The sequence below is a fragment of the Arcticibacter svalbardensis MN12-7 genome, from assembly GCF_000403135.1.
GTDB classification, from domain to species: Bacteria; Bacteroidota; Bacteroidia; order Sphingobacteriales; family Sphingobacteriaceae; genus Arcticibacter; species Arcticibacter svalbardensis.
Window position 1 is genome coordinate 1 of record NZ_AQPN01000072.1, and the last position, 25,580, is coordinate 25,580.

A 25,580-nucleotide genomic window follows, 5' to 3' on the forward strand; every position below is an offset into this window, starting at 1 on the left:
AATCCACGCCGTCAATAACCTGTGAAAAGAAGTAATTAGCTACGTCACAAACAATGAGTCCAATACACTTACTTTTCCCATTTTTAAGAGAAACTGCCATTGGATTTTGCTGGAAATTAACAGATTCAGCATAAGCTAAAACGCGTTTCTTAGTTTCCACACTAATTTCATGACTGTCACTTAATGCTCTAGAAACAGTTGAAATGGACAAATCTAATATCTCAGCAATGTCCTTCATTGTAGTTATTTTTGTCATGAAGTTATAGTCTATTAAGAATTATATGAATATATAGCATCATTCGCATTTACATAAACCACTTTATTTAATGACATATTCAACTGTATCTCCTGGTTTGAGTACACTGTTTTTTTTAATGTCTTTGTTGTTGAATAATATTTGAGTATCAATTTCCCCTATTGACTGGATTGTTAAAACTTGACCTTTAAAAGTTAAAAACATGTCTGATATAGCTGAAAAATTAATCTTTATATCTTTTAATTCTAATTTATTAACTGAAAAAAATGCGGTTTTTTCATCTTTAGTTAACGAAATAGGTTCTACGCCTTCAATCTTCCATTTAGATTTATTTAATTCCCATTCCTTAAATTTAGGATTGTCACTTTTTTCAATGCTATTTGAGTATCCTTTGTAAGGATACAGCACGGTAATAAAACTAAAATTGGTTTGATTCTTTTTTGAAACAACCGACCATTGTTTACCATGTTTACCAGAAGTTAAGACGGTATCTACCTTTCTGATTTGATAAATATCTAATCCTGAAGCATCATCAAATGAGGAATGTATTAAATTTGGCGATGATTCCATAGTGTAATGTCCTTGCCAAACTTGTTTATAATCGTGAGCCTTATCGGAAGAAAAGTTGTCTTTCACAATCCAACAATCATCTTTTAAATAAACAACTTGCCTACTATATTGTACACCTACATTTTCAAATCCATCATGCCTACCTATAAATACATCAATATCTTTGTTGTTTTTCCAAGCAATGGTTTTTGGTTGCGGTAATTTTAAAAACTTACCAAAACCGCTACCACCTTGGTTAGAAGTATATTGTTGCCCTTGTAGTTCGTCATCGACCAATGCTACATTCTTTACCATAGAATTTTTAAAAAACTCAAAATCATTTAAAGAATATCTAACCTGATAATTGGGCAAGATAACTTTACCATTCGCCATAGCTTGAATACCTAGCATATCTCCATGTTGATGATCAGGTTTTAGATCATCTAAGCCTGCAGAAACAATCATCATCTTATCATTGGGCATCCATCCTTCACGCATAATATAATAACCTGTTTTTGGAAATTCCGCCTCTTTAATTAAAGGGGGCTTAGACACAACATTATCCAACATCTTTAATTGAGATTCGGTAAAATACCAAAACATAAATGGCTCTACATGATGGTTAGCAAAGTATCCCATTTCCGGAGATTTAAAAAGCAAATAACCTAAGGTTAAAGCTCCTGAAATATCATTTTTTTCTGCCCAGGGATCATCTGTATCGTCAGATAGTACCGGACCAGATTTATCTGGATATCCAATCTTTGTAAGAGTTACAAAAAGTGATTTTAATTTTTCTTCCCAAAAAGGTTTTACTTCTATTTTACTAATTTTTGCTAGTTGATACACGTATAAATAAGTCTCAATATCGCTCATGTGGTAATGAACTGTTCTTTCAAACTGAAAACCATCACTATTGATTTCTTTAGTCATGTGTGCTTCCAATAAAGACATCGCGTGATCATACCACTTATCTGTACCTTTAAAATCTCTAAAAAGAATGGAAAGCATAGCCAACGCCGACATACCCCTGGTTTGATGGTTTCCAGATTGAAATGTGGCGTTATTCTCATACAAATTTTCACCATGTTGAAGTAAAGTTGCTATTGTGATGAGCTGATCCTTATCTGAATAGGCTTTTTGTCCTAAAAACATATTGTGTATCTCTAACCAGTTCAAAATCCGATAACCAGATCTAAAAACTTCATAAACACCGTTTCCGTCTTCTATTGATTCATATTTACCGGTTTTTAAAGCCCCGTTTAAAGACTGTAATTGATTTTTAAAATAGTCAATGTATTTAGGATCCTTATTTTGATAATAAAAGTAAAATGCTATGTCCACCATTTTATGCTGACGAGCTAAATGGCGCATTGCATAGGCATTTACGGGAGATCCATTTAAATAATTAAAAGGGAGTTTCCAGGGTGTGTTTTCCGAAAATTTAGATAAATGATCTAGTGCATTTTCAGTATGGGTTTTCTCAATTCCTTTATAAATTGTATTATAGTTTTTAAATCGGGAATCAAAATCATTCCAGTTGTAAAAATAACGTTCAGCAAATTTATCGCGGAAATATTGTGCCAAAACAGCCTCTGTAATGACACCTTTTTTACTTAATGCTGCCTTAACTTCAGGTTTTAAATAATCTACAATTTTGTTAGTTGGTATTACTTGGTCTGAAGTAATATCCTGTGCAAGCCCTATTACTGGTAGTAATAAAAGAGTCAAAAAAAATGGTTTATAAAATTTCATAAGATAGGTATATTAGTACATTAACTTTTGCTTCAGACTTTCTTCAATTCTTATTTGTCCTGAATTTGAAATTGTATTATTAACAGGTTTTTGTCCTTTTTCCCCCCACAAGATTGCAATATCACGCACAGGGTTATTTTTGAAGGTGTTATTAGAAAAATCAACATTTACAATGCCTTGGTTATGGATTAATATTCCGCTTTTATCATCCGTACCACAATTCGTAAAAGTGTTATTTTGAAGTACTAGATTTCCACCTATGGTTGACTCATCATAGCCTCCTCGGTAATAATCTAAAACTGTTGACTGAATATTATCAAATTTTGAGTTTTTAATGTATACAAACTCTGCATTGTAATCGCCTCCGTCATCTGTTTCTTTGTTCAATTCAATACCGTTTAAACAATTTTTAATGACACAATTATTTATTGAAATAGTATCAGCAAATGACGCCTTATAAGATTTAATGACGCTTTTAAAATCTGATATTTCTGTATTTTTTATAAATAAATCATACGCTTGTGACATATTTTTGGCTAAAGTAGTAAATGCTTCTTGTGTTTTATCTCCTTTAAGGATTACATTTTCTAAATTTAATACACCTTTGGGATGCATTTCAAACACTGCTTTCTCTCCTTTAAATTGCAGTTGTGCTTTATTTTTTGAGTTAACCGAAATTATAGTGATGTGCTTATTTATCACCAAAGCAGAAGTTATTTCATAAATTCCTGATTTTAAAGATAAAATATCACCTGAATGAGATTTTTCTAATTGACTAAGCAGTTCTTTATTTGTGGCAACCTGAATTATTTTAGCGTTGTAATGAGGAGAATTAGTTGAAAACCAATTAGTTCCGTAAAGCTTCTTGTTTATTAAAGTTGGATCTATTACAGGTATGGTTATGGCACCTATACTATTTTGTTTGGTTCTGTCAGCACCAAAAATATCGGTTGATATCTTCTCAAAATCAAAACCTTTATAGGCATCCTCTTGATTTTTAGTTGGTACATATAAATATTCTGATAGTTTTTTCACTTGAAAGTCTCTTGTAATAATTCCATCATTTGAAATATTACTTTTGTTTACATTATTAAAAACATTCTTTTTAAATGTTACACCGTCAACTTTATCATATGCTACTATTGGATAATTATCTTCTTTATGATTATAAACCATATTATTTGCAACAACCATACGCTCTGGTCTTTCTGAACGGATTTCAGATGCTGGCAACACCGTTTTTTTATCAATATTAACTCCCACGCTAAACTGGAAAGGAGAAACACAATCAATAAATGTATTGTTAGCAACCACTACATCCGTGACTTGCATATATCGGTTTAAAGGCGATTTGGGGATACCATTCATAACTGCCAAAGCACTTCTAAATTCCTTACCTTTTAAGTTATAAAAATAGTTATTGGTAATCCAATGTCCCGTATTTATAACTCGAATACCTCCGATAAATTCTGAACTGTCATTACCAATAAAAACATTACCATCAATAGTGCAATAATTTCCATGTCTTAAAACCAAAGAACCTTCACTCTCAAAGAAAATATTGTTCCTGTATTCATTAAAATTAGATTTGTTTGAGATGACTTCCACCTCTCCATTGCAATGTTCAAAATAGTTGTTTGAAACGTTGGTATATGATGGAGTCATAGATGTTTCACTATCGCCTATTTGAATGGTTTCACCGTGCGGACCACCTTTACGAGGTCTAGGACCAAAATGATTAAAGATAATTTGATGATGATTATTAATATTTTTATTACCTGTTAAAAATACTCTAACAGTTGGCCCAAAATTTGACTTACCAATAATATTACAGTGATCCAATTGGTTATGTTTGCCCCACAATTCGACCCAATGGTCTGAAACTTCTCTATTGGGCTGTGTAAATTCTTCAATGACACAATTTGTAACTTTGCTATAGTTGGCAATGGTTTCATCATTTATTTTAAATTGTATCACGCTTCCGGTAGGTGTATGTCCATTTTTAAAGTGTAGGTTCATTACTTCAAGATAATCTCCTCCCAATTGTAAATTAGATACTCCTTCAATTGTAACTTTACCAGTCGTCTCTGCTTTTAGAATTATGGGTTGTTCTTTTGTTCCCTTCCCGTAAAATTTAATCTGAACATCTTTCCAAATGCCGTTTGCCATGACAATATTATCCCCTGCGTTAGCTTTGGATATAGCATCCGTTAATTCAGCTGAATTGTGGACCTTTATAATATTTGGTTTTAATTTAATTTGACATATAGCCAAAGAGGGTATTAAAAATAATAGAATGAGATATCTATTCATGAATTTAATTTTAGATTGTATGTGTGTTTATAAAAATATTTAATTATCAAGCCTTTTGCCACAAACGTTGAACTTCTGTAAGATCCCTTTTCATGGCATCAAATACTACCTTTTTATCGACAGATAGGGTACGGTCTCCTTTTTCTGCTCCTCCCAAATCGTATTCCAAATGAAGTGATACCAGTGGTTTTACTTTGTATCCTTTCAATAATTTAAAATAGGAATTAAAATCAACCATTCCTTCTCCAATTGGCACATTAATAGCTTCCCATTTCCCATTTACTTTCCCCCATTTAAAATCTTTTAAGACAATAGTTTTAATATTTTGGTGCAATAATTTCAGACCATTTATCCATGAATTGCCACCTTCAACCATGGAATGTCTAACATCGTATTGCACTCCAAAATAAGCGGGATCAACGGTTTCAAGTATTTTCTTAATTTCCCAGAATGAAGAACCCACATCTATACCGGCATGATTTTGATAACAGCCTATTAGGCCTAATTTTTTATTCAATTCACCCAACTTTTTTATATTTTTTTGATAGGATAACAAAGAATCTTCCATAGACAATCCATCTTTGTATTTAAACCAATTGGGACGGTAATAAGGTATGTTTGCAGCAGAAGCACTTTCTAAAATAGCAACGTCTATTGGATTGTTTACACTCTCAATAACTGTTGTTATCATTTTGCAATTGGAACCACTTTTTCTTATAGCTTCCATGGCCTTAGGCAAATCTGTTCGAACGTTTTCTGGAAGCACATGTCCCTTGGGTCTCACTGTTAAATCAACCCCAGCAAAACCAATTTCTGCGGCTATTTCTCCTAATGAATAATAATCTAAAAATTGTAGCTGTTTAGAGAAAATATTTATTTCTAATTTATCTGTCTCTGGCAGGGTAAAGATATTATTAGAAAAATCCCAAAAGGGGATTAAGCTTGCAGATAATGCTGTTTGCTTGACGAAGTCTCTTCTGTTCATTAGCAGGTTAATTATTTATATTTGGTTAACCAAATTGGTTAACCAAATATAAATACATATAATTTAATTACAAGATTTTTTGCCGATTATTTAATTTGAAAGTATTTATTACCATAAAACTATATTTGGTAACATAATTCCAAGAATAGTCAAAAGAGGCTATTTCGTTATTTAAAAACGGTTGCCTCCTTATTTTCATGTTATAGGATTTAAAATTTAATCATTTCAGAAAAATTCAAATTTCGATTGTTGGGACCAACAGATTCTACCAACCAAAAAGGGCTAACAACTTGGTAGTTTATCTCCCAAAGGTTAAATTTATTTCGAATTAAACTTCCTTTAAACACTGTAAATCCATCCTCTTTTGCTACACCTTTAATCTGGTTATTTTTAATGGTTGACTCCAATGGCACATCAAAATAGTTGATTAGTTTTATTGGGTTGATAATAACATTCTCAATCATTACCAAATTTACAGGAGGTAGTATTCTTTTATCATCTTTACCTGAACCGATTGCAATTGCTTCTTTACAATCTATAATAATATTATTTTTAATGATGGCATTGTTTACTTGGAAATATTCATTAGGTTTAGGATTTTCAAATGCGTTCATCACAGAAATAGCCGCTCTGAAACCACTTCCGGTTAAGCCTTCTAAGTAATTGTCATGAACGCGCTGATTCTCGCCAATCACTCTAATACCACCGGTATTCTTCACATTGTTTCCAATAAAAAAATTGTAAGCCGCCTCAGAGTTATTTCCATGACGGAAAGTGAGTGTACCTTCACATTCATAAAACAGATTATTTATAATTATATTATGTCCAGATTTAATGGAGATAATTTCGGTTTCTCCATTACATTTATCAAAAACATTGAACTCTACTTTTGCATAGGAATCATGCATCGACCATTCACTGGTTCCAATCCTGATGCTTTCTCCACCGTTACTTCCCAAATCGGGTCTCGGACCAAAATAGTTATGATCAATTCTATCGTAATTCGGAGTTTCAGAAAGCCAAATCACCAAAGTTGTTCCCTGATTCGTTTTACCTGTTAAAGCGCAATGATCAACCCGATTATTGGTTCCATAAACTGATACCCATTTGTAATCTTTTGTCTTATAAGGAGGATTGTAATTGAGAATACTGCTATTGGTTAACCTACAATGTCTGGATGTTTTTGAAAAAGCAATCACATCTTCTTTTTCAGGGTAACCATTTGAGAAAGCCAAACCATCTACCACCAACCATTCGCCATCTATCTTTAGGTTTGAGTTACCAGAACAGATAATTTCGCCTGGTTTGGCACTCGTTAAAATGATGGGTTGTTCTTCAGTCCCTTTAGCTTTAAAAACTATTTCCTGATCTTTCCAGGCATTTCCTGAAAGTATCACTTTATCTCCTGGAGCTAATTTTAATCCTACAAACTCGGCAGCATTAATCACAGTAAAATCTTTAGCCTGCATCTTTGGGCTATAGCCGATGATGGTTAAGAGTAATACTCCTTTTAAAATCTTCCACATGTTCTTAGTCATGTTCAACCCGAAGTTTATAAATCTCAACCTCACCATACGCATCACAGGACTCGTCTATCACCTTTCTAGTTCCCTTACAGGATGATTGAACATACGCACCCGCTTTAAAGTATGCATTTGAAAATATGGCATTATGACTATAAACCAGCGCATCATTATAATAGCAATCTACTTTATTGTCATGCACTTTAAACATTACAGTAAAGTGCTTACCTAAGGAATAATTGTTATCTAAAACAGGACCATCTTTACCGTTTAAATCGATAAATAACTTCTTTTTCTCTAACCTAAAAACAACGATATCATGATCGGCATCATGAATTTGACCTATTACAATATGTGGCTTTACATTGGGTAAATGAGTAATTGCTTGTTCAATAAACATGGTATGAATACCAGAAGCAGAACCCCAAGAAGCATTTGTATTTCCACTATTGATCATTTCTCTCAACTCGCTTCGAGGATAACCCGAACCAGAGGTTGTAACACCACCAGTATTTGCTTTAAAAACTACGCCATCCTTAGAATTGTTCAAGTGAAACCAATTGGCATCAATAAAAGTATTTAAAACAGGTTGCTTATATTCATCAACTTTACCAGATGTTTGGGTGTCTGTTGGTGTATTTAGTTTCCAGTTGGTTAAATCCAAAACCTCTGACGGGAAATTTTTATCCGCTACTCTTATAACTACTGGTTCTGCTATGATTGTAGTTACTTTTTCAGGAACTTGTTGTGTGACACATGATGCCAGTAATAAAACTACTAAGCTTATATTTATCATTTTAATAAAAAGTCTTTTAGTTACCATTTTGAATATTTGCCCCAATGGATTGATTATCGCTTCCTTTATTTATTAATTCTGAGTCTTTTTGAAGGTTAAAATTGAATTGACTTTTGTTTTGATAAGCTGGCTTAATATGATAATTATGTGTGCCTAACACTTTATCATAAAAAGAATCCACCCTACCGGCTTCATAAAAATTGCAATAGTCAACTTTAATTTCGTCCCAACGGTATTCTCTAAATTCAATAGAACGTCCACCTTGTCCACAATAAGAGAAAATACTATTGGTTAAGCTAGCGTGCTGTGCACCAATAAGTTTCACTACTGTACCTTGCTCACGGTTTTCGACCTCGTTAAAGGTACAATGGTCAATAGTTACAAACGGACCTAAAGTACTCTCATCATTACCACCACGGTAAATATTAATGGCACTCCCTAAAACATTGCTGAAAACACAATTTTCAATTACAGTATATTCTGCTGCGTAAATTCCTTTGTCGTCTTTTTCTTCACCTAAGTTGACACCGGTACCTGATATATTTCTGAACAATGAATTAGTGATAATTAAGCTATCTGCTAACGTAGATTTTGAACCTTTAAAACCAGAATAAGAGCCTTCGTTATAATCGTAAAACTCACAATGATCAATATTCACTTTATAATGTTTGTTCATAGGTTCTTCTGTTGAAGCTATACCTGCTTTAGTATCACCAAAGCTTTCGAATGCACCTTTAAAGGCCAAACCTTTTAAGTTTAATTCGCCCCCATTTTTAATAATAATAAAGGCGTTTAAAGTTTTAAAACTTGTATTTACAAAGATTGGCTTAGTCTTCAGACCAGCTTTCGCCATAATATTAATCGGCTTATCAATTACTAAACTTTCATTTATCCTTAGATATCCTTCATCGGCTATAAGCAAGGTATCGCCAGCAATCATTTTTTCAAGGGTTGCTTTAATGTTTTCGCTTTCCGTTGATTTGATTTCGAAACTTTTATTGGCTCGTTTAGGCTTTATAGTTTGCGGTTTGTACCACGATGCACCAGTTTCTTCCTTAGTAACGAAACTGAGCTTTTTAATATCGGCGCCTATGCTTTTATTGTAAGGAAATGAAAATTCTCCTTTTTTAATTTCGCTAACTTTCGCAGGTGAAAGGCCCTGTGGCAAATTGTTAGCTTTATTATTCAGGATACCATTATCTTTAAAAATAACACCTCCGTCTTTATTATCATCCTGATAAATTTTATCAGAACCACCAATAAATAAATTATTGGCAAACACCACATTTTGAGGTGATAAAGTACGCTCTGCATCCTTACCAGCTCCAAATAATACTGATGCACAATTAATAAATGTATTGTTGTTGATGGTGGCATCCTTAACTTGATAATACCTGTTAATTAAAGAATTTGGCACTCCATTTAAAACCGATAAGGCCGAACGGAAAGCAGTTCCCTGTAAATCTTTAAATACATTATTAAAAATATGATGTCCTGGGTTAATTAATCTCACACCACCTGTAAATGGTTTATTATTTCCTAAAAACAAGTTTCCTTCCACAACGTTTTTTGAGCCATGACGCATTACCAAACCGCCTTCACACTCTACAAAAGTGTTAAAACTGACATTATTTTGTCCTGATTTAATAGATACAATTTCTACCTCTCCATTACAACGTTCAAAGTAGTTGTGTACAATCTGAGTCTTCGATGTTGTTAATGAATAACGGGAAACTCCAATTCTGATGGTTTCCCCTCCATTAGAGCCAAAACGTTGACGACCTTTAAAATAATTATGATCAATGCTGTGAAAATTCTCTTGGCTACGTTCGTCATTTAATTCTGCTATGATGGTTGGTCCAGCATTTAATTTGTTCACTAAAGTGGTATGATCTAAGCGATTGTTTTTACCCCAAAAAACTACCCAGCTATCACTATGAAACCTATCTGGTTGACTAAATTCTTCAATCACACACTCAGTTACCCGGCAGTTGTTGGCTAGATTATCGTTATTGATGCGAAAAGTAATAATATCGTCTTTAGGCGAGTAGCCGTTTTTAAAGTGAAAACCTTTGATAATTAGATATTCACCTCCTATGTTTAAAGCGGATTGCCCAGTAATTATGACCTCATTTTTATTTTCTGGCATAATTAAAATAGGCTTTTGTGCTGTTCCTTTACCGCTAACCTTTAACAATACGTCTTTCCATTCTTTGTTTTGGAGTAAAATGGTATCGCCAGGTTTGGCATCGGCTACTGCTGCTTTTAGTTCTTTCGGATTAGAAACTTTAATGGTGGCCGCCTTAATATGGATAGACAAAAGCAAGCAGGTAATAGCAATCAATATTTTTGTCATTTGTGGTTTATTTATGCTGAAAATGCCTATAAATGATTACGTGTCAGCAATAGCATTGAATATCATCCCTGAGAAAATGACTTTTGGCCCATCACTGCCGGCTTTTCAACTACTATAAGAAAACAGCACAAAGGTTTATAATTAAGCCTTTGTGCTGGAATCAAATTAATTGTATTTTGAAACGTTAATACATACTTATCATAGATATACTTGAGGCAAAACTGCCTCTCTAACCTTATTAAATATCTAATAACCTGAATTTTGTGTAATTTGCTTGTTAGTATCAATTTCTCGTTGAGGAATTGGAAGCAATAAACGATCTTGGGTAACAAATCCCTGCAAAGTTGCTAATGGGATTAATGGTGTGTAAAGCCCGTAATGTATAGCAAATTCCGCAGCATAATAAGCCTTGATTGTTGTTAAGGCATCACCACTACGAACCAGATCAAAAAAGCGTTGATTCTCAAAAGACAACTCCAATCTTCTCTCATTAAATAAAGCAGTTTTAAAACTTGCAGCATCATTGATGGCATAAGTCCCTGTTGCCGGATATTTATAGAAGGCGGCCGTAAAAGCACCTGTTCCAGGGTAAGTACCAGCACCTGCTCTTGTTCTAACTTGGTTGATAATAGTAACTGAAGTTCCAGCAGCACCATCATATCCAGTTGCTTCTGCCTTCATCAAAATAACATCCGCGAAACGAATAATTGGAAAGTCGTTCTCGGCATCGTATTTAGTCACCACTGGTGAAATGAATTTTTTAGAATAAGGCTTGAGTGCAGTATACTGGCCTATTGAGACAGCTTTTCTCAGATCGGAAGCTCCAGTTGTTGGAGTTATGTAAGCATTTTTTATACTTTCTGTAGGAAAGTCAAAACCACTACCATCATTATTGACTACTGCATTACCGCTACCTGCTGGTGCAAATAAATTTGCGAATGGAGATCCCAAACCATATCCACCTGCCTTATACCTTACCGCAAAAATGATCTCTTTGTTCATTTCATTGGTAATGGAGAAAATATCCGCGTAAGTGGAAAGTAAACCATATCCACTATTATTGATCACATCATCTAAAAGAGGCAAAGCATCCGTTTTTCTATTTAGGGTAAGGTAAACTTTAGCCAATAAAGCTTTTGCTGCCCAAGAACTGGCTCTGCCAAAATTAGCTGAAGCAATGGTTGCAAAAGTTTTTGTAGACAATAAATCTTTTGCCATTGATAGATCTGCTGTAACTAATGCATAACATTCATCAACCGTACTTCTTTTGACTTCCTTTGCAAATGCAGGATCTACAGGTTCGGTGATCAGAAAAACACCACCAAATAATCTGGTTAAATTAAAATAGTGATAAGCTCTTAAAAAGAGCGCTTCACCAATAAGTTGGTTTTTCAATTCTGTGGTCATCACAGCAGTTCCTTGTCCAACAGTTAAAGTCCCGTTATTGAAAGTCACACCTAAACTTCTCAACACATAATTTAAAGCCCTGATATTTTTATATGTCGCTAACCAATAGGTATAGACTTGTGCATGTGATGAGCTTAATGTGAATTCATCAAGATCATTCAACTCAATATTTGGCGTACTTGTGCTGGTTGGAGTACCTTGTTTAACATTATCGCCTCTTAATTCTGTTAACATCCATTCATTATACATTGGTTCCTGCAAACCATAATAACATCCGGTTAAACCGGTATTTGCCTCTGTATAATTAGTATAGAATTGATCCACGCCTACATTAGAGATGGGATCCACATCTATAATTTTGTCGCAAGAGCTGAAAATAACTACAAACGTTAAGGCAATTGATATATATCTCATTTTATTCATGATTTCTTATGTTTATTGATTAAAAGTTAAGGTCTACACCAAAAATAAACGACCTTAGAATTGGGAATGCTCCTCTCTGATATCCATCCACTAAAGGAGAATAGTAAGGATTAGTATCCGTAGTTGAGGTAGTCCTAGCCTCTGGATTTATAGCTCTGTAATCTTTTCCAAAAACATAAAATAAATTCTCTGCGGAGCCATAAACTCTCACCCCACTCAATCCCATTTTTTTCGAAATGGTTTTAGGAAGACTGTATCCTAAAATTACATTTCTTAAAGAGGCATAGGAAGCATCTTCAACTACATAATCGGTAAGCATCATATCAACGCCATTGGTGTAATATGGGGTTTTACCATCACCAGGGAACATATCGCTGATCCAACGATTTGAGTTATTGAAATTTCTATTAAATTTTTTCGTCTCTTGATAATAAGCATCTCCATTAATCAATTTCCCACCCTGAGAACCTTGAATAGTAATACTCAGATCAAAATTTTTGATCTTGAAAGTATTGGTTGCGCCCCATGTAAAATCAGGAAATGGAGTACCTATGGTAGTTCTATCTGCCTCATTGATTACATTGTCATTATTGGTATCAACAATCTTTAATCCACCTGCAGTATAATATCTAGTAATGCTGGTAGTTTGTCCACTTGCTAAAGCAGCATCAATCATAGCTTGAGATGTCCATACACCATCAGTTTTGTATCCGAAATATTGAATAGAAGGCTGGTCTATTAAGGCTGCATAAACTTCATTACGTTCCCCATAATTATACTGGCCAACTTCTCCTCCTAAGGCTATTAAGGTGTTTTTATTTACAGAAAGATTTAAAGCAGTATTCCAGTCGAAATTTTTGGTTTTGACGTTATTTGAGCTAAACTCAAATTCAACACCGTTGTTTCTTACTTTACCTGCATTATTAATGAATTTGTTAGAACCACTAAAAGACATGGTGGATTGGTTATACAACAATTTATCAGTTTGTGAATTATAATATTCAACCGTTAAGTTCAGTCTGTTGTTTAAAAGTCCTAAATCCATACCAAAGTTGTATGCATAAGTACGCTCCCATGTTATATTAGCATTGGCTAATATGGCGTTATTTGGAGAAAGTCCTAAGATCACAGATCCATTTCCTGAACCAAAGCCGTAATTAGCAGGATATAATAAGTTTTGGTATGAAAAGCTAGAAATCTTATTATTTCCTGTTGCGCCATAACTGGTTCTAAATTTTAAGTTACTGACAGTCGTCCTGATACCTTGCATGAAATCTTCATTGCTAACTACCCAACCAGCAGAGAATGAAGGGAAGTAACCATATTTCTTTCCAACGTTAAAGTAAGAACTTCCGTCTGTTCTAAAACTGGTACTGAACAGATATTTGTTTTTATAATCATATGTCAATCTACCTAAATAAGATAGTAATCCTACTTGATCCTTATAAGTTTTTGTCAGCGATAAATCAATTAGTGAGGGTTGAGTATCTAATTGATCTGCTGCATAATTACGACCTACTACAGTACCTGTTGTAATCCAGGTTTGTTGAGTGGTGAAACCTAACAAACCAGTAAAATTATGGTCTCCTTTTTTCCAGTTGTAGTTTAAAGTGTTCTCCCATAAAACATCCTTATAATTCGTGTTAGATACAGTTGACTCATTAACCCCACCATCCGTCTTGGCATTGCTCAATAATAAATCTTTATTATCCTGACTAGTGTAATAACCGCCAATTGAGGTTTTGAAAATTAATTTAGGAATGATTTCATAGGACAAATCACCACTGCTTAAGATTCGGTATGATGTTTTTGTAACACTTTCACGTGAAGCTATAGAAAGAGGAGTATTGTTATTAGTCGTCCATGGCACAATGGTACCAGCGCTTGTATATGTTGAACCATCTGGCATCGTTCCAGAATAGTTTAAATTAGCAAAATGACGAGCCTGAGCGAAATCGCCTGCATTTATATCGGCCCATTGTGAATTTTGACGCACAAATGCGGCAGTGGCCTCAGTATGTACTGTTGGTAAAAAAGAATAGAACCGATAATAATCCGTAAAATTAGCAGCTGGACTAGTTGTTCCTACATACGTAGGATTAAAATTCAGACTGAACTTTAACTTTTTACTGATATTACCGTTAATCTTCGCTTTAAATGTTCCTCTGGTATTATCACTGAATTTAATAGCAGCTTGATCTTTTTGATAGCTACCAGAAAGATAATACTTTAAATCTTTAGTTCCGCCTGATAAGCCTAATTGTACGTTATAAACTGATGCGTTTTGCAAACCTGCATCTTGCCAATCTGTTGGTCCATCTGCAATCTCATTCTCTATAATATAAGCTGCTTTTTCAGTGGTAGAAACTAAATTCTGCTTGGATACAGCCACTGAAGGATCCTGAGCTCTTAATGCTGCATCACTATATAAACCCTGCACATATTCAGAAAAAGTCATTATATCATTTAACTTGTATGTATTTTTCACACCATAAGATGTTTTAAATGAATATTTAGGTTTATCGGAATTTCCTGATTTTGTTGTGATTAATATCACTCCATTTGCTGCCCTTGAACCATAAATGGCTGCTGATGCAGCATCTTTCAAGACCTCTACGGATTCCACATCCTGCGGATTTACAAAAGACATTCCATCTGGTACTGGATAACCATCCACAACAACCAATGGACCTGAATTCGTATTAATAGAAGAGAAACCTCTAATCCGGATCACTGGAGTAGCACCAGCTTCAGAAGAAACATTTTGAATAGTAACACCGGCAATTTTGCCTACTAGTGCATTATCCAACCTTGAAGTTGGGATTTCATCTAAATTGGTGTTCGTCAACTTGCTCACAGCACCAGTTACTGATGATTTTTTCTGAGTTCCGTAGCCTATCACTACCACTTCATCAAGATTACTACTTTCCTCCTCTAAGGAAACATTTAATACTTTTTGATCTGTGACTTCAACTGTCAAAGTTTTAAATCCTAAATAGTTGAAGAGAAGAATTTGTCCTTTCTCCGCAGAGATGCTGTACTTTCCATTCACATCCGTAACCTCTCCTTTTTTAGTTTCTTTAATGGTCACAGAAACTCCGGGCAAAGTTTCTCCCTGGTTTGATTTCACTGTTCCCTGTATCATTAGCTTAGTTTGAGCCACTACGCTATAAGAAAAACAACAACAGGAAATGAAAATAAATAGAATGCTCGTTAAGTAAATTCTAAATTTCATAATTTAATTTTTTATAAAAAGGTTAATCTGATTTACATCAGAAATTGGTTCACCAATAATTGGTTTACCAAAAGTATAATTATATCTGAAAGAAAACAAAAATTATTTTAATTATATTTTTGTGGCAAGTGTAATTCATATAAATGAACTATCTGTAGAAGTCGGAAGTTGGTTCGGCTTAATTAGGCTTTGTAAAGTAATTTCAATAAAACACACCTTAATTGTTTGAGTTAAATCAGTTGAAATCAATTGATAGAAGTTTATCCCAAATTAAACATCGAAAACATAGTGCTTCTTTTTACATCCAAGAATTATTTGTAAAAGAAGCGATTTATTGTGCTGTGAATGAAAACTTAATCTTTTTTCTTCAAAAGAATAAGAACCTGATCAATCAAACTATGAACGCCACTTTGTTGAGCTGCCTAACGTTTTCATTTAAGATTTAATTTATATAAAATCTTTTGATCCTGATAATTGATGTAATACGTAAACTGCTTATGATTGAACCTAATAGTGATAACAGTTTGAGCTTCAGTATGCGTTATAATTTTCAAATCACTGATACTACTTGTTGAAGCAGAAACAGTACCATTTATCGGATCTATACTCCCATGACCCTCAGCAATGCTGATAAAATTTTAATTTTTAATCTTAGTTTAGAAAAAATAGACGCGTTTCAATCCTCTAAATTTTTATTCTGATCATTAGCTCCAATACTTACCAATTCCATCTTTATTGGTAGGTCGGTTATAAAATAAGTGCATAAAATCGTTTATGATTCAAAACACTCACGAAAACCACCACGCGCGGGCAAATCACTAACCGAGTTTAAACAACTATGTGGGTACACATCATGATCACCTAAAGCTTTCAAATCATTTAATTGCGATTCAAAATTAAATGAAGTGCTCACCAATTGTCCGGCATACCAAAATGGCAATGTATTGGTAAGTTGTGGTTGAAGTCATTTCAAAGCATCAATCAATAACGGTTTCACAAATTCAGGAACTTTTACTAGCGCAGACGTTCTTATTAATCTCAAGCCTAATTAAGCATTCTCCTTCCTCGTACTCGCAACTTGCACATTGCTGTATACATTAAAATAACTAGGCTTAGATGGGATTTCTCAGCCATGTCCATTTTGTTCAAAATAAAATTGCTGATTGACAAATGATTTCTTGGGTACTATTGTTTGTTTAGCCCATAGATTATTCTCTGACAAATAAATTACCAAACATTTATAACCTTCAAAGATTCATATCATTATCATAAAACGAATATTTATACGTTCGAAATTCCCATGCCTCATTCTCTGAATGTATTGTTATACTTGGTTTTGAGGTCATTCACCTTTCACTACACCAATTATATTTTTTTTTTACAAATCCAGCCTTACTGACATGCCAAATCTCATTTAAATGCACGGCCATTGCTTTCTCTGCACCATCAACATCGTGCTCCTCTATAGCTTTTAATATTGCTCTATGCTCCGGAATAGCAGTTATTCCTCTATTCTCTCCGCAAATTTTATTAACGACTATATTTTTTATCAAATCAGGGACCAATATCAATATCATTGATTCTATCACTGTATTTTTAGACGCTTTTGCAATCTTTATATGAAATAACATATCTTCCTCCACTGCACTTTTCTCTTTGTTAATCTTATTATCATAATTTAAAATAGCCTCATAAAGTTCCCTCACATCTTCCTCACTTCTGCGTTCTGCCGCCAATTTCACTGCATTTAACTCTAAATAATATCTTGCTTCTAAAAGTCCATTGAAATCATCCTTATTAAACTTAATGATATCTGAGATAATACTATCAATTACATTGATACTTAATCCAGATACATAAGTGCCACTCTGTGGGTTAGTCTTTAATAACCCATAAAACTCCAATTTTAAAATAGCTTCTCTGATATAGCTTCTTCCTACTCCAAACTTTTCCGATAAGGCTCTTTCCGCAGGTAACTTATCTCCAGGTCTTAATTGCCCTGAAGTAATCAATTGCTTGAGTTGTCCAATAATTTTATCTACAGGAGATTCTAAATATATTGTTTTGATATTTTCAATGAATGATTCCATTATTAGCTATATCTGGTTTACCAAAATATTGGTAAACCAAATATAGCTATATCTACGAATTACTGAAATTAATTTACAATTTTCCGATGACAGCTTCATTTACTGAAATTCAATTATGTCCTTTTGTAATTCCTTACTACAGCTATACTTTTTTACATAGAACGTTTCAGCTTTGACAGTACCAAAGAAATTTTGTCTGATCGCATTATCCAAACAATTTCTTTTTCTAAGGCACATAATTTTTTTAGGAAATCATTTTCTACTCAAAAAAATGCCCCCATAATGTATCTAACTTTTTGGGGGCATTGCAAATTTTTCAAATAATAAAGACTATTTTATTATTTATTTGGAGAAGGCCAAAATTTTACTTTTGCTCTAAGATTGCAAAAAAAATTATGATACAACTACTTTTAATTATTTATGAAAAGGCCAAACCTCCATTGATATCAACATTGTTTCCACTTAAGAAACTAGATTCATCTGATGCAAGATAAGCTACTAAGTCAGCAACTTCTTGAGGACTTCCTTCTCTTCGTAGAGGAGTCGCGTTGCTAATGTTCTGACGAATTTGAGGAGTACTATGGATATCATGAAATGTACTGGATATTACTCCTGGAGCTAATGAATTTACACGGATGCCCTGTGGACCTAGCTCTTTAGCTAAAGAACGAGTGTATGTCATCACAGCACCTTTAGAAGCTGCATAAATACTGGCACCGGGACCACCACCATCACGTGCTGCAAGAGAAGAAAAATTAATAATTGAACTTCCTGCAGGCATAAAAGGAACAACAGCCTTTGATACTAAGAAAACAGATTTAAAGTTCAGCGTCATCAAAAAGTCGAAGAATGATTCCTCCATTTCGACCAATTTTTTCCTTCCAACGAGTCCCCCAGCAACATTAACAAGAATATGTATTTCTTCTCCGAAAGCTTCTCTTGCCTTCGCTGCCAGGTTATTGGCATCATCTGCTTTAGTCATATCGCCATAAACGATAATTGCTTCTCCGCCCTCTGCTTCAATCATAGCAACAGTTTCTTTAGCTTTTTCTTCTTCGTTGAAATGATTGATCACAACTTTTGCACCTTCACGTGCTAACTGGCAGGATATTGCCCTACCTAAATCTCTGGCACCACCAGTTACGACAGCTACTTTGTTTTTTAAACGCATTTTTATAATATTTAATTTAATTTTTTTGAACTAATAAATTTCACACAAATCCAGGAAATCGGAACCAAGGCAGCTCCCAGAACAAAGAACGACACATAGCTAGTTTGAGTAATTACAGGGACAGCCCAAGTCGTCAATAGTGTACCAATAACAGCTGCTGTACCACCCAATCCAGACACAGTACCGACATTTTTGCCATCGAAATAATCACTAGGCAAAGTCTGCAGGTTTCCGATAAGAAACTGGAATCCAAATAAGGTCATTCCAATCAAGCCCATAGCCAGATAAGGATTCTCCCTTAATGAACTTAAATAGAAAAGAATAGCAAGTAAACCAGCAAGCATAAACACTGATCCGATAGTAATTGCTTTCTTTCTGGCTTGTTCCGGATTTACCCCTTGTTTAATTAACCTTGAGGAGTAAAATCCGCCTAGTAAACTACCTATTGCTGCAAACAAATAAGGCACCCATGTAAAAGCACCAATCTGCTTAATGTCAAAGAGAAATTCCTCCTTTAAGAAAGTGGGAAGCCAAGTGACGAATAACCACCAAACAGGATCAATAAAAAATCGACCTAGTATAATGCCCCAAGTACTTCTATAAGATAAAAGTGCTGACCATGACAAAGCTGGAGCTTGTTCTCTTTCATCTAACTGTTGCTGAGATGAATTAATATGTTCTCTTTCTTCATCTGTAAGCCATGGGTGTTTAGCCGGAGTACCTTTATTAATCACAAGCCAGGGAATCAACCATAATAAACCCAAACAACCTATTGCTATAAAGGTAGCTTTCCATCCAAAATTAATAAACAGGATGGCCACAATAGGTGCGGATATAACAGAACCCAATGATGCACCTGCACCGAAAATCCCTTGAGCAATTGCCCTCTCTTTTGCGGGGAACCATTCTGCATTACTTTTAGTTGCGCCAGGCCAGTTTCCTGCTTCAAAGAAACCAAGGAAAAATCTGAAGATGTTAAAAGAAAATATCGACTTTGCAAAAGAATGTAAGGCAATTGAAATGCTCCATCCTGCAATAGATACAGCCATCCCTAAACGTGTGCCTATGGCATCCATTAATTTTCCTGTCGAAGTTTGACCAATGGCATAAGCCAGCATGAAAAATGTAGTGATCAATGCTAATGTGCTTTTATTATCCACATCGCTGATCCCAAATTCATGATAGATATAAGGCCACATAATATTTATAGCACTTCTATCGATATAATTGATTACGGTTGCTAATCCAATCAGAAAAACTATATACCACCTTAATCCTTGTACTTTCATTTTTTATATAGTTAGTTGTGAATATCCAGATCTTTTAGAAATGCCATGATCGCTGCATTTACCTCTGTATTTTTGTCTTTTGGAAAATTACCATGCAGACCACCTTCTGCGGTAATAAATTCTGTTTTTACACCAGCTTCAAGCAGCTTTTTGTGCAATGCCTCAGATTCCTGATAGGGAACAATAGGATCTTCATTTCCATGAACTATAAAGGTGGGAGGGCTCAACTTACTCACATACGTAATTGGAGAAACTGATTTTGCAAAAGCTTCATCTCTTGCTCGTTCACCCAACCACATGGTGGCAGATTTGCTAGTTTTATTTGGACCAAATGCCCAATCCCATAGATCTGTAATCCCATATTTGTCAATGATGGCCGCTACTTTTATTTGTTCAACACCCTTGCAGTTAATATCAAACAGGTGATTGTTTGCCAGTAAACCTCCCATTAAAGCCAGATGTCCTCCGGAAGATCCTCCCATTATAACAATCCTGTTTACATCGATATTTAACTGTTTCGCGTTTTTGATTAGGTAGATTAATGCACAGCGCGTGTCCTCCACAGCAGCCGGAGCAGGTGCTACCTGTACTAAGCGATATTCTATATTGGCCACTGCATACCCCTTTTTAAAGAAATTGCTAAATCCTGTTTGCGATTCTTTATTTCCCTTGTTCCAGCCTCCACCATGAATATTAATGATTACCGGTGATGGCCCTCTTTCTTTAGCAGGAAGATATAGATCCATCTTTCCTTCCCAATTAGCTGCCGTGGTATAAACCACGTTAAGCTGTTCCTCATATCCGGATGGGTAAACCACTTTTTTTATTTGTACCACGTCCTGAGCAATGGATGAAAATCCAAACCCTACTAGGCAACATAAACTAATTATCCTTTTCATTTACTTGGCTTTATTAGTGGTTATTAGTTTATAAGAAGTCTTCCCGAAGAGGACTGAATACGTCGAGGAGCATCCCAGGCTCAAGACATACGCAACCATGTATTTCGTGGGGAGGAATATAATATCCATCACCCTTTCGAATCGTTCTTATTTCTTTTCCTATGGTCATTTCAAAGACGCCGCTTTCTACATAAGTAACCTGTGAGTGATGGTGCTCATGTAATGTCCCAACCGCTTCGGCATCAAACTGCGCTTTGACCAGCATAATATGATCGTCATAACCGTAAATCTGTCTTTTGATTCCGTTGCCTAAATCCTCCCAAGGAGTTTCACTGTCTATTTGAAATAAAGTGCCTTGTATCATGTTATTAATTTATTATTGAATTGAAATAAAGTTGTCTTTGTCCAGGTAATTGATCTTCACCGTATAGGATTTACTTTTTATTTTGAAGGTAATTGTTGTCTGCTTCGCATCGGAATGAATAATGGTAATAGCACTAATGGAGCTGTTCGCACCCGAAATTACTTCGGCAATAGGGTCTGTACTCCCGTGATTTTCGGTGATAGAAACAAACGTTTGGTTTGCAGCTTTGGGTTGCGAAAGGATAAAAGCCTTACTTTCCTTCAAGTTCATTTCCGGATCATTGGCTCCTAATGAAACTAATTTTACCTGTAAATCTGTAGTTGAAGCAAAAGTGGTGGTATAGAAATTATGGGCTTCAAGTATGGTAATATATCCTTGACCAGTTTTTAGATCATTTTCGCTATTTAGCCACAGATGTTCATAGCCATATTTTGTTCCTAGTGTAGTAAGATGGTCTGTAACCCCCTGGATTTTAAATGAGGCATCTACAATATGGCCATTATACCAAAATGGTAGATCATATTGATGTAAAGCCACCGATTCTGCTTTATAAACATCCAGAAGTAATGATTTTTTAAGCTCAGGAACTTGAATTAATGCTGTTGAACGTGTCATTTGAACTCCCGGATATGCGTTATTTTCTTTTGCACTTACTACCTGAATAGCTCCTGAATTTTTGAAAGTAACAAGATCCGGATGATGTGTTTCAGCCTCTTCTAAATTTGCTTTAAAAGCAGATGTCTGATCCACAACTAACGTATTATGAGCGATCGTTTGTTTCGCCCAGGTAGTGTTTTCTGGTAGGTACCCCCCCCCTCCTTTAGTTTCAATATTGATAAATCTGGCAGCTCCATAGTCCGAAAACACCTCTGCACCATTATCATAGTAAAGAATATTTAAGCGGTCAAAATGACCATGACCTAAACCTTGTGATGTCGCTTTTAATACCAGACATTGCTGATTTTGATCTTGGCCGTTTCTTAATATGCCAATTCCTCCATCAGTTCCTGTCTTGCCATCCCCAATCCATTGAGGGATATAGGTAAATGCGGTTGCTTTATGTGCTTCTATATCCATGGCTACTTTTAATCCAGCATCTGAAACAATTACTTTTTTCTGCTTTTGAGCTATGGAAAGTAGGCCTTTATCTTCTCCCATGTCCGCATAAGCGATATCAACACCATACACCAGTTCTTCAGACTCAAAGGTTTTGTCCTTTAAGGCATCATTGATAGGGAAAAAAGCGCCATTACTATACGTCCCTTGCAATGCAGTATTTACTGCCTTTTGTAACAGTCCATTTCTATATTGATAAATCTTAAGCTGTGGCTGATATTGTTGAATAGCTTTGGCGAATAAAATAAAGGGCAGAATGGCGTAGCGCTGATAATAGAAACCTTCTGTATAATAGCCATCAGGTGAAAACAGTTCGTTGATTTGTGCTAAAAAACCACTTTTTCCCTTTTTGTCTGATCCATTTAAAGCCATTTCTACATATTCCGGCTTATTTAATACATAACCCGTTAAACCAACTGCAGCTACAGCCCAAGTTCCATGATTATGAATCCGATTGAATGTTTTATAAGAATCAACAGTGATGAATTTAAGAATAGGTAGAAAAAGGTGTTTTTCAATGGTTTGCTTATCCTTGGATGAAAGGGCATCATATACTAAATCATACCCCTGAATCACATGTACCTGCCAAACACAGTCATTTAGATTTTGCCAAAATATTTTTCCTGGAGGATTGCTCGGATTACTTTTAGGATGATAAGGCCATTTCTCATATTGACCGGCATAATTAAGCAGGATATCTCGAACATAATTGGCATATTTTTTTTCCTTGCTTAATTGAAAAGCAATTCCGCAGGCCAATATGTTTTGGTAATTCACCTTATGTTGCTCATGTGTTAGTCCACCTCCGCCATCTTTCGGTACAGGTACTTGGATAGGTGATGCCAATGCCTGATCAGCCACCTTCAATACATCTTTATAAGAATCTTGTAAGAGTGGATATTTTTCCAAGCCAGCTCTGACAGCATCAATATTTTGCTTGGTAAGCATGATGTTAGGATGAGTTTGAGCAGCGGCTAAAGCAGGAAAATAAATGCAAAATACAACAACTACCACTTTTTTCAAGTAATTCATTTTTTTGAGGTTTTATATCGGTAACACAAAAGGTAGTCTTATGTCTCCCTTTATACTTTAGTTATTTCTTCTTTAAAAACATTTTTGCAACAAAGTCAGCTCTGCTAATCTGTAATATTTCATCTAAATGAACCGCCATTGAATTTTCGGCAGCATCGATATCGCCAGCTTTTATTGCATTTAAGATGGAAAGATGTTCTTTCATGGTTATACTTTCCCGATTTTCACCACAAATCTTATTTTCTGTTATATTTTTAATTAAGTCAGGAATCAGGAGCAGTATCATAGATTCGATTACTGAATTTTTGGTGGCTTTTGCAACGGCAATATGGAAAAGCATATCTTCCTCTACGGCATTTTCTCCTTGATTTACTTTGGTTTGATAGTCCCTCATGGCCTGCTCAATGGCAATAACATCCTCCTCCGTTTTCCTTTCTGCTGCCAAACGTACAGCATCCAACTCCAGATAATAACGAGCCTCAATCATAGCACTAAAATCATCTTTATTATATCTGATCAGATCAGAGATCAGACTATCCAGAACTTTAATGCTTAATCCAGATACGTAGGTTCCACTTTGAGGAGTAGTTTTTAAAAGCCCATAAAACTCTAGTTTTAGTATGGCTTCCCGAACATAACTTCTGCCAACCCCAAATCTTTCAACTAAAGCACGTTCAGCAGGTAATTTATCACCCGGCTTAAGCTGACCTGAAACGATCAGATGTTTAAGTTGTCTGATTATTTTATCAACGGGACTTTCTACCTGTATAGCTTGGAGATTGTCAATAACTTCATTCATATTGGTAAACCAATTTTTGGTTGACCAAATATTGGATTAAAAAATGATTATTACAAATAAATTATAAAAAAACATGTTTTTTTTTAAAACTGAATACTATCGATTCTAAATGAGCTTAATTCTTTATCCAATCCAGCCCAACCCTGCTGGTCCAAACTCCTGGAGTACTTCCGCAAGATGTTCAATTCGAATATCTTCCAAATTGTCCAGATCCGCAATAGTCCTCGAAACCTTCAAGATCCTGTCATAAGCCTTTCCGATAAACTTAATTTCTCCATCGCCTTTTTTAGAAAAAGCTGTCCAGCTTCCGTTATTTTACAAAGCTTCCGAACCGTTTTAAATCCCATTTGTACATTGCAATACACTCAGCTATATCTTTAAACCGAATATCCTAAATCTCACGGGCTATAATCACCCATTCTCTGATCTCCGCACTACTTTCTGATTTACTTTCCGAAGCCAGATCCGTAAAATTAACGGGCGTAACCTCCACATGCAGATAAATGCGGTCCAGCAATGGTCCCGATACCTTACTTAGTCGATCCTTAAAAATCCATTTTTTTTAAAGTTATTAATTTGTTTTGGATCTAATTTCATCTGTATTTCAAGTAATTTAATAAAGATGAATATGACAAGCTTGAGCGAGTTAAAAAAGAGGCCAAAAAGCGATGATTTCCATTTGTTCATCATCCTTTTAAAGTTGAAATCTGCGACAGCAAGCATAAGGTTGATGTTATCGCCAAATATCGCTTTGTAAAAGTTCCGAGCTAAGCGATGATCTGTCTTCAGATGCCCAATTGCCGGTTCTATTGCAGCTCTTCGCTTAAACCCTTTGCGTAGTTTGGTCTGCTTGTACTGACTTAGTTTCTTGTTGTTGAAGGGTCGGCGGTATGGATATCATGGTTTCTTTTATCTTTGTTTCACCCTCGATAACCCCGGTTAACAGTTGCTCTTTTAGCCCGCTTTCCGCTCAGCTTTTCGTGTTGATCCAAAGCACCTTCCAGCGTATGTCCATCATATTGGTTTCTAAAACCCATTGCCCCTACTATTACTCCCGTATTCAGGGTATAAACAATAGATACCTTGTTGCCAAACTCATATTTTTTCTGTGCTTTCCCTTTGAGATGCATAGCACTTCTGGTTCATGTAAGAAGTAAATCTTGTTCTTATCGGCTTTTTTCTTAGCTAAAACCTTCTTGAACAATCCTATCTCGGTCTGATAACT

The 25,580-nt window shown here is 35.1% G+C and carries 19 protein-coding genes; all 19 read right to left on the reverse strand.

The annotated features are described in order from the left end of the window. Positions 1-256, reverse strand: a 256-nt coding sequence (locus ADIARSV_RS08945) for a LacI family DNA-binding transcriptional regulator (protein WP_040299600.1), incomplete at its 3' end; no start/stop codon positions are given. A 63-nt stretch (positions 257-319) separates the two neighbouring features. Next, positions 320-2,557 carry a heparinase II/III family protein gene (locus ADIARSV_RS08950; protein WP_016195154.1) on the reverse strand — a complete coding sequence of 746 codons (2,238 nt, stop codon included), beginning with the start codon at positions 2,555-2,557 and terminating at the stop codon, positions 320-322. Between the two features lie 12 nt (positions 2,558-2,569). After that, complete coding sequence (locus tag ADIARSV_RS08955; protein ID WP_040299601.1) at positions 2,570-4,870, reverse strand: chondroitinase-B domain-containing protein; 2,301 nt, start codon at positions 4,868-4,870, stop codon at positions 2,570-2,572. Positions 4,871-4,916: 46 nt separating this feature from the next. After that, positions 4,917-5,855, reverse strand: a complete 939-nt coding sequence (locus ADIARSV_RS08960; protein ID WP_016195156.1) for a sugar phosphate isomerase/epimerase family protein — start codon at positions 5,853-5,855, stop codon at positions 4,917-4,919. Between the two features lie 209 nt (positions 5,856-6,064). Further along, positions 6,065-7,393 carry a polysaccharide lyase 6 family protein gene (locus tag ADIARSV_RS08965; protein ID WP_235048390.1) on the reverse strand — a complete coding sequence of 443 codons (1,329 nt, stop codon included), beginning with the start codon at positions 7,391-7,393 and terminating at the stop codon, positions 6,065-6,067. Continuing rightward, positions 7,386-8,174 carry a polysaccharide lyase family 7 protein gene (locus ADIARSV_RS08970; RefSeq protein WP_016195158.1) on the reverse strand — a complete coding sequence of 263 codons (789 nt, stop codon included), beginning with the start codon at positions 8,172-8,174 and terminating at the stop codon, positions 7,386-7,388. Before ADIARSV_RS08970 ends, ADIARSV_RS08965 begins: the two co-directional genes overlap by 8 nt. Before the next feature lie 16 nt (positions 8,175-8,190). After that, positions 8,191-10,530: a polysaccharide lyase 6 family protein gene (locus tag ADIARSV_RS08975; protein WP_040299604.1), complete on the reverse strand. Its 2,340-nt coding sequence runs from the start codon at positions 10,528-10,530 to the stop codon at positions 8,191-8,193. A gap of 246 nt (positions 10,531-10,776) precedes the next feature. Next, positions 10,777-12,351: a RagB/SusD family nutrient uptake outer membrane protein gene (locus ADIARSV_RS08980; RefSeq protein WP_235048391.1), complete on the reverse strand. Its 1,575-nt coding sequence runs from the start codon at positions 12,349-12,351 to the stop codon at positions 10,777-10,779. Between the two features lie 28 nt (positions 12,352-12,379). After that, on the reverse strand, positions 12,380-15,595 hold the full coding sequence (locus ADIARSV_RS08985; RefSeq protein ID WP_040299606.1) for a SusC/RagA family TonB-linked outer membrane protein: 3,216 nt from the start codon (positions 15,593-15,595) through the stop codon (positions 12,380-12,382). A gap of 1,346 nt (positions 15,596-16,941) precedes the next feature. Beyond that, positions 16,942-17,685, reverse strand: a complete 744-nt coding sequence (locus ADIARSV_RS08990; RefSeq protein ID WP_016195164.1) for a FadR/GntR family transcriptional regulator — start codon at positions 17,683-17,685, stop codon at positions 16,942-16,944. Positions 17,686-18,103: 418 nt separating this feature from the next. Further along, positions 18,104-18,856, reverse strand: a complete 753-nt coding sequence (locus ADIARSV_RS08995) for an SDR family NAD(P)-dependent oxidoreductase (protein ID WP_016195166.1) — start codon at positions 18,854-18,856, stop codon at positions 18,104-18,106. Positions 18,857-18,867: 11 nt separating this feature from the next. Then, the gene (locus ADIARSV_RS09000) at positions 18,868-20,145 is read right to left on the reverse strand and encodes an MFS transporter (protein WP_016195167.1); all 1,278 of its coding nucleotides are present in this window, start codon (positions 20,143-20,145) and stop codon (positions 18,868-18,870) included. A gap of 11 nt (positions 20,146-20,156) precedes the next feature. Beyond that, positions 20,157-21,044: an alpha/beta hydrolase gene (locus ADIARSV_RS09005; RefSeq protein ID WP_016195168.1), complete on the reverse strand. Its 888-nt coding sequence runs from the start codon at positions 21,042-21,044 to the stop codon at positions 20,157-20,159. Between the two features lie 28 nt (positions 21,045-21,072). After that, positions 21,073-21,408, reverse strand: coding sequence for a cupin domain-containing protein (locus tag ADIARSV_RS09010; RefSeq protein WP_040299609.1), 336 nt, complete (start codon positions 21,406-21,408; stop codon positions 21,073-21,075). A gap of 12 nt (positions 21,409-21,420) precedes the next feature. Beyond that, complete coding sequence (locus ADIARSV_RS09015) at positions 21,421-23,556, reverse strand: heparinase II/III domain-containing protein (RefSeq protein WP_016195170.1); 2,136 nt, start codon at positions 23,554-23,556, stop codon at positions 21,421-21,423. A 61-nt stretch (positions 23,557-23,617) separates the two neighbouring features. Continuing rightward, positions 23,618-24,355 (reverse strand): FadR/GntR family transcriptional regulator, encoded by a 738-nt coding sequence (locus tag ADIARSV_RS09020; RefSeq protein ID WP_016195171.1) that lies wholly within the window; start codon positions 24,353-24,355, stop codon positions 23,618-23,620. 123 nt (positions 24,356-24,478) lie between these two features. Beyond that, complete coding sequence (locus ADIARSV_RS23170; RefSeq protein WP_016195172.1) at positions 24,479-24,592, reverse strand: magnesium chelatase subunit ChlI family protein; 114 nt, start codon at positions 24,590-24,592, stop codon at positions 24,479-24,481. A gap of 154 nt (positions 24,593-24,746) precedes the next feature. Then, the gene (locus tag ADIARSV_RS23015) at positions 24,747-24,872 is read right to left on the reverse strand and encodes a hypothetical protein (RefSeq protein ID WP_016195174.1); all 126 of its coding nucleotides are present in this window, start codon (positions 24,870-24,872) and stop codon (positions 24,747-24,749) included. Between the two features lie 403 nt (positions 24,873-25,275). Continuing rightward, positions 25,276-25,485 carry a hypothetical protein gene (locus tag ADIARSV_RS09030; RefSeq protein WP_016195176.1) on the reverse strand — a complete coding sequence of 70 codons (210 nt, stop codon included), beginning with the start codon at positions 25,483-25,485 and terminating at the stop codon, positions 25,276-25,278. Positions 25,486-25,580: the final 95 nt, after the last annotated feature.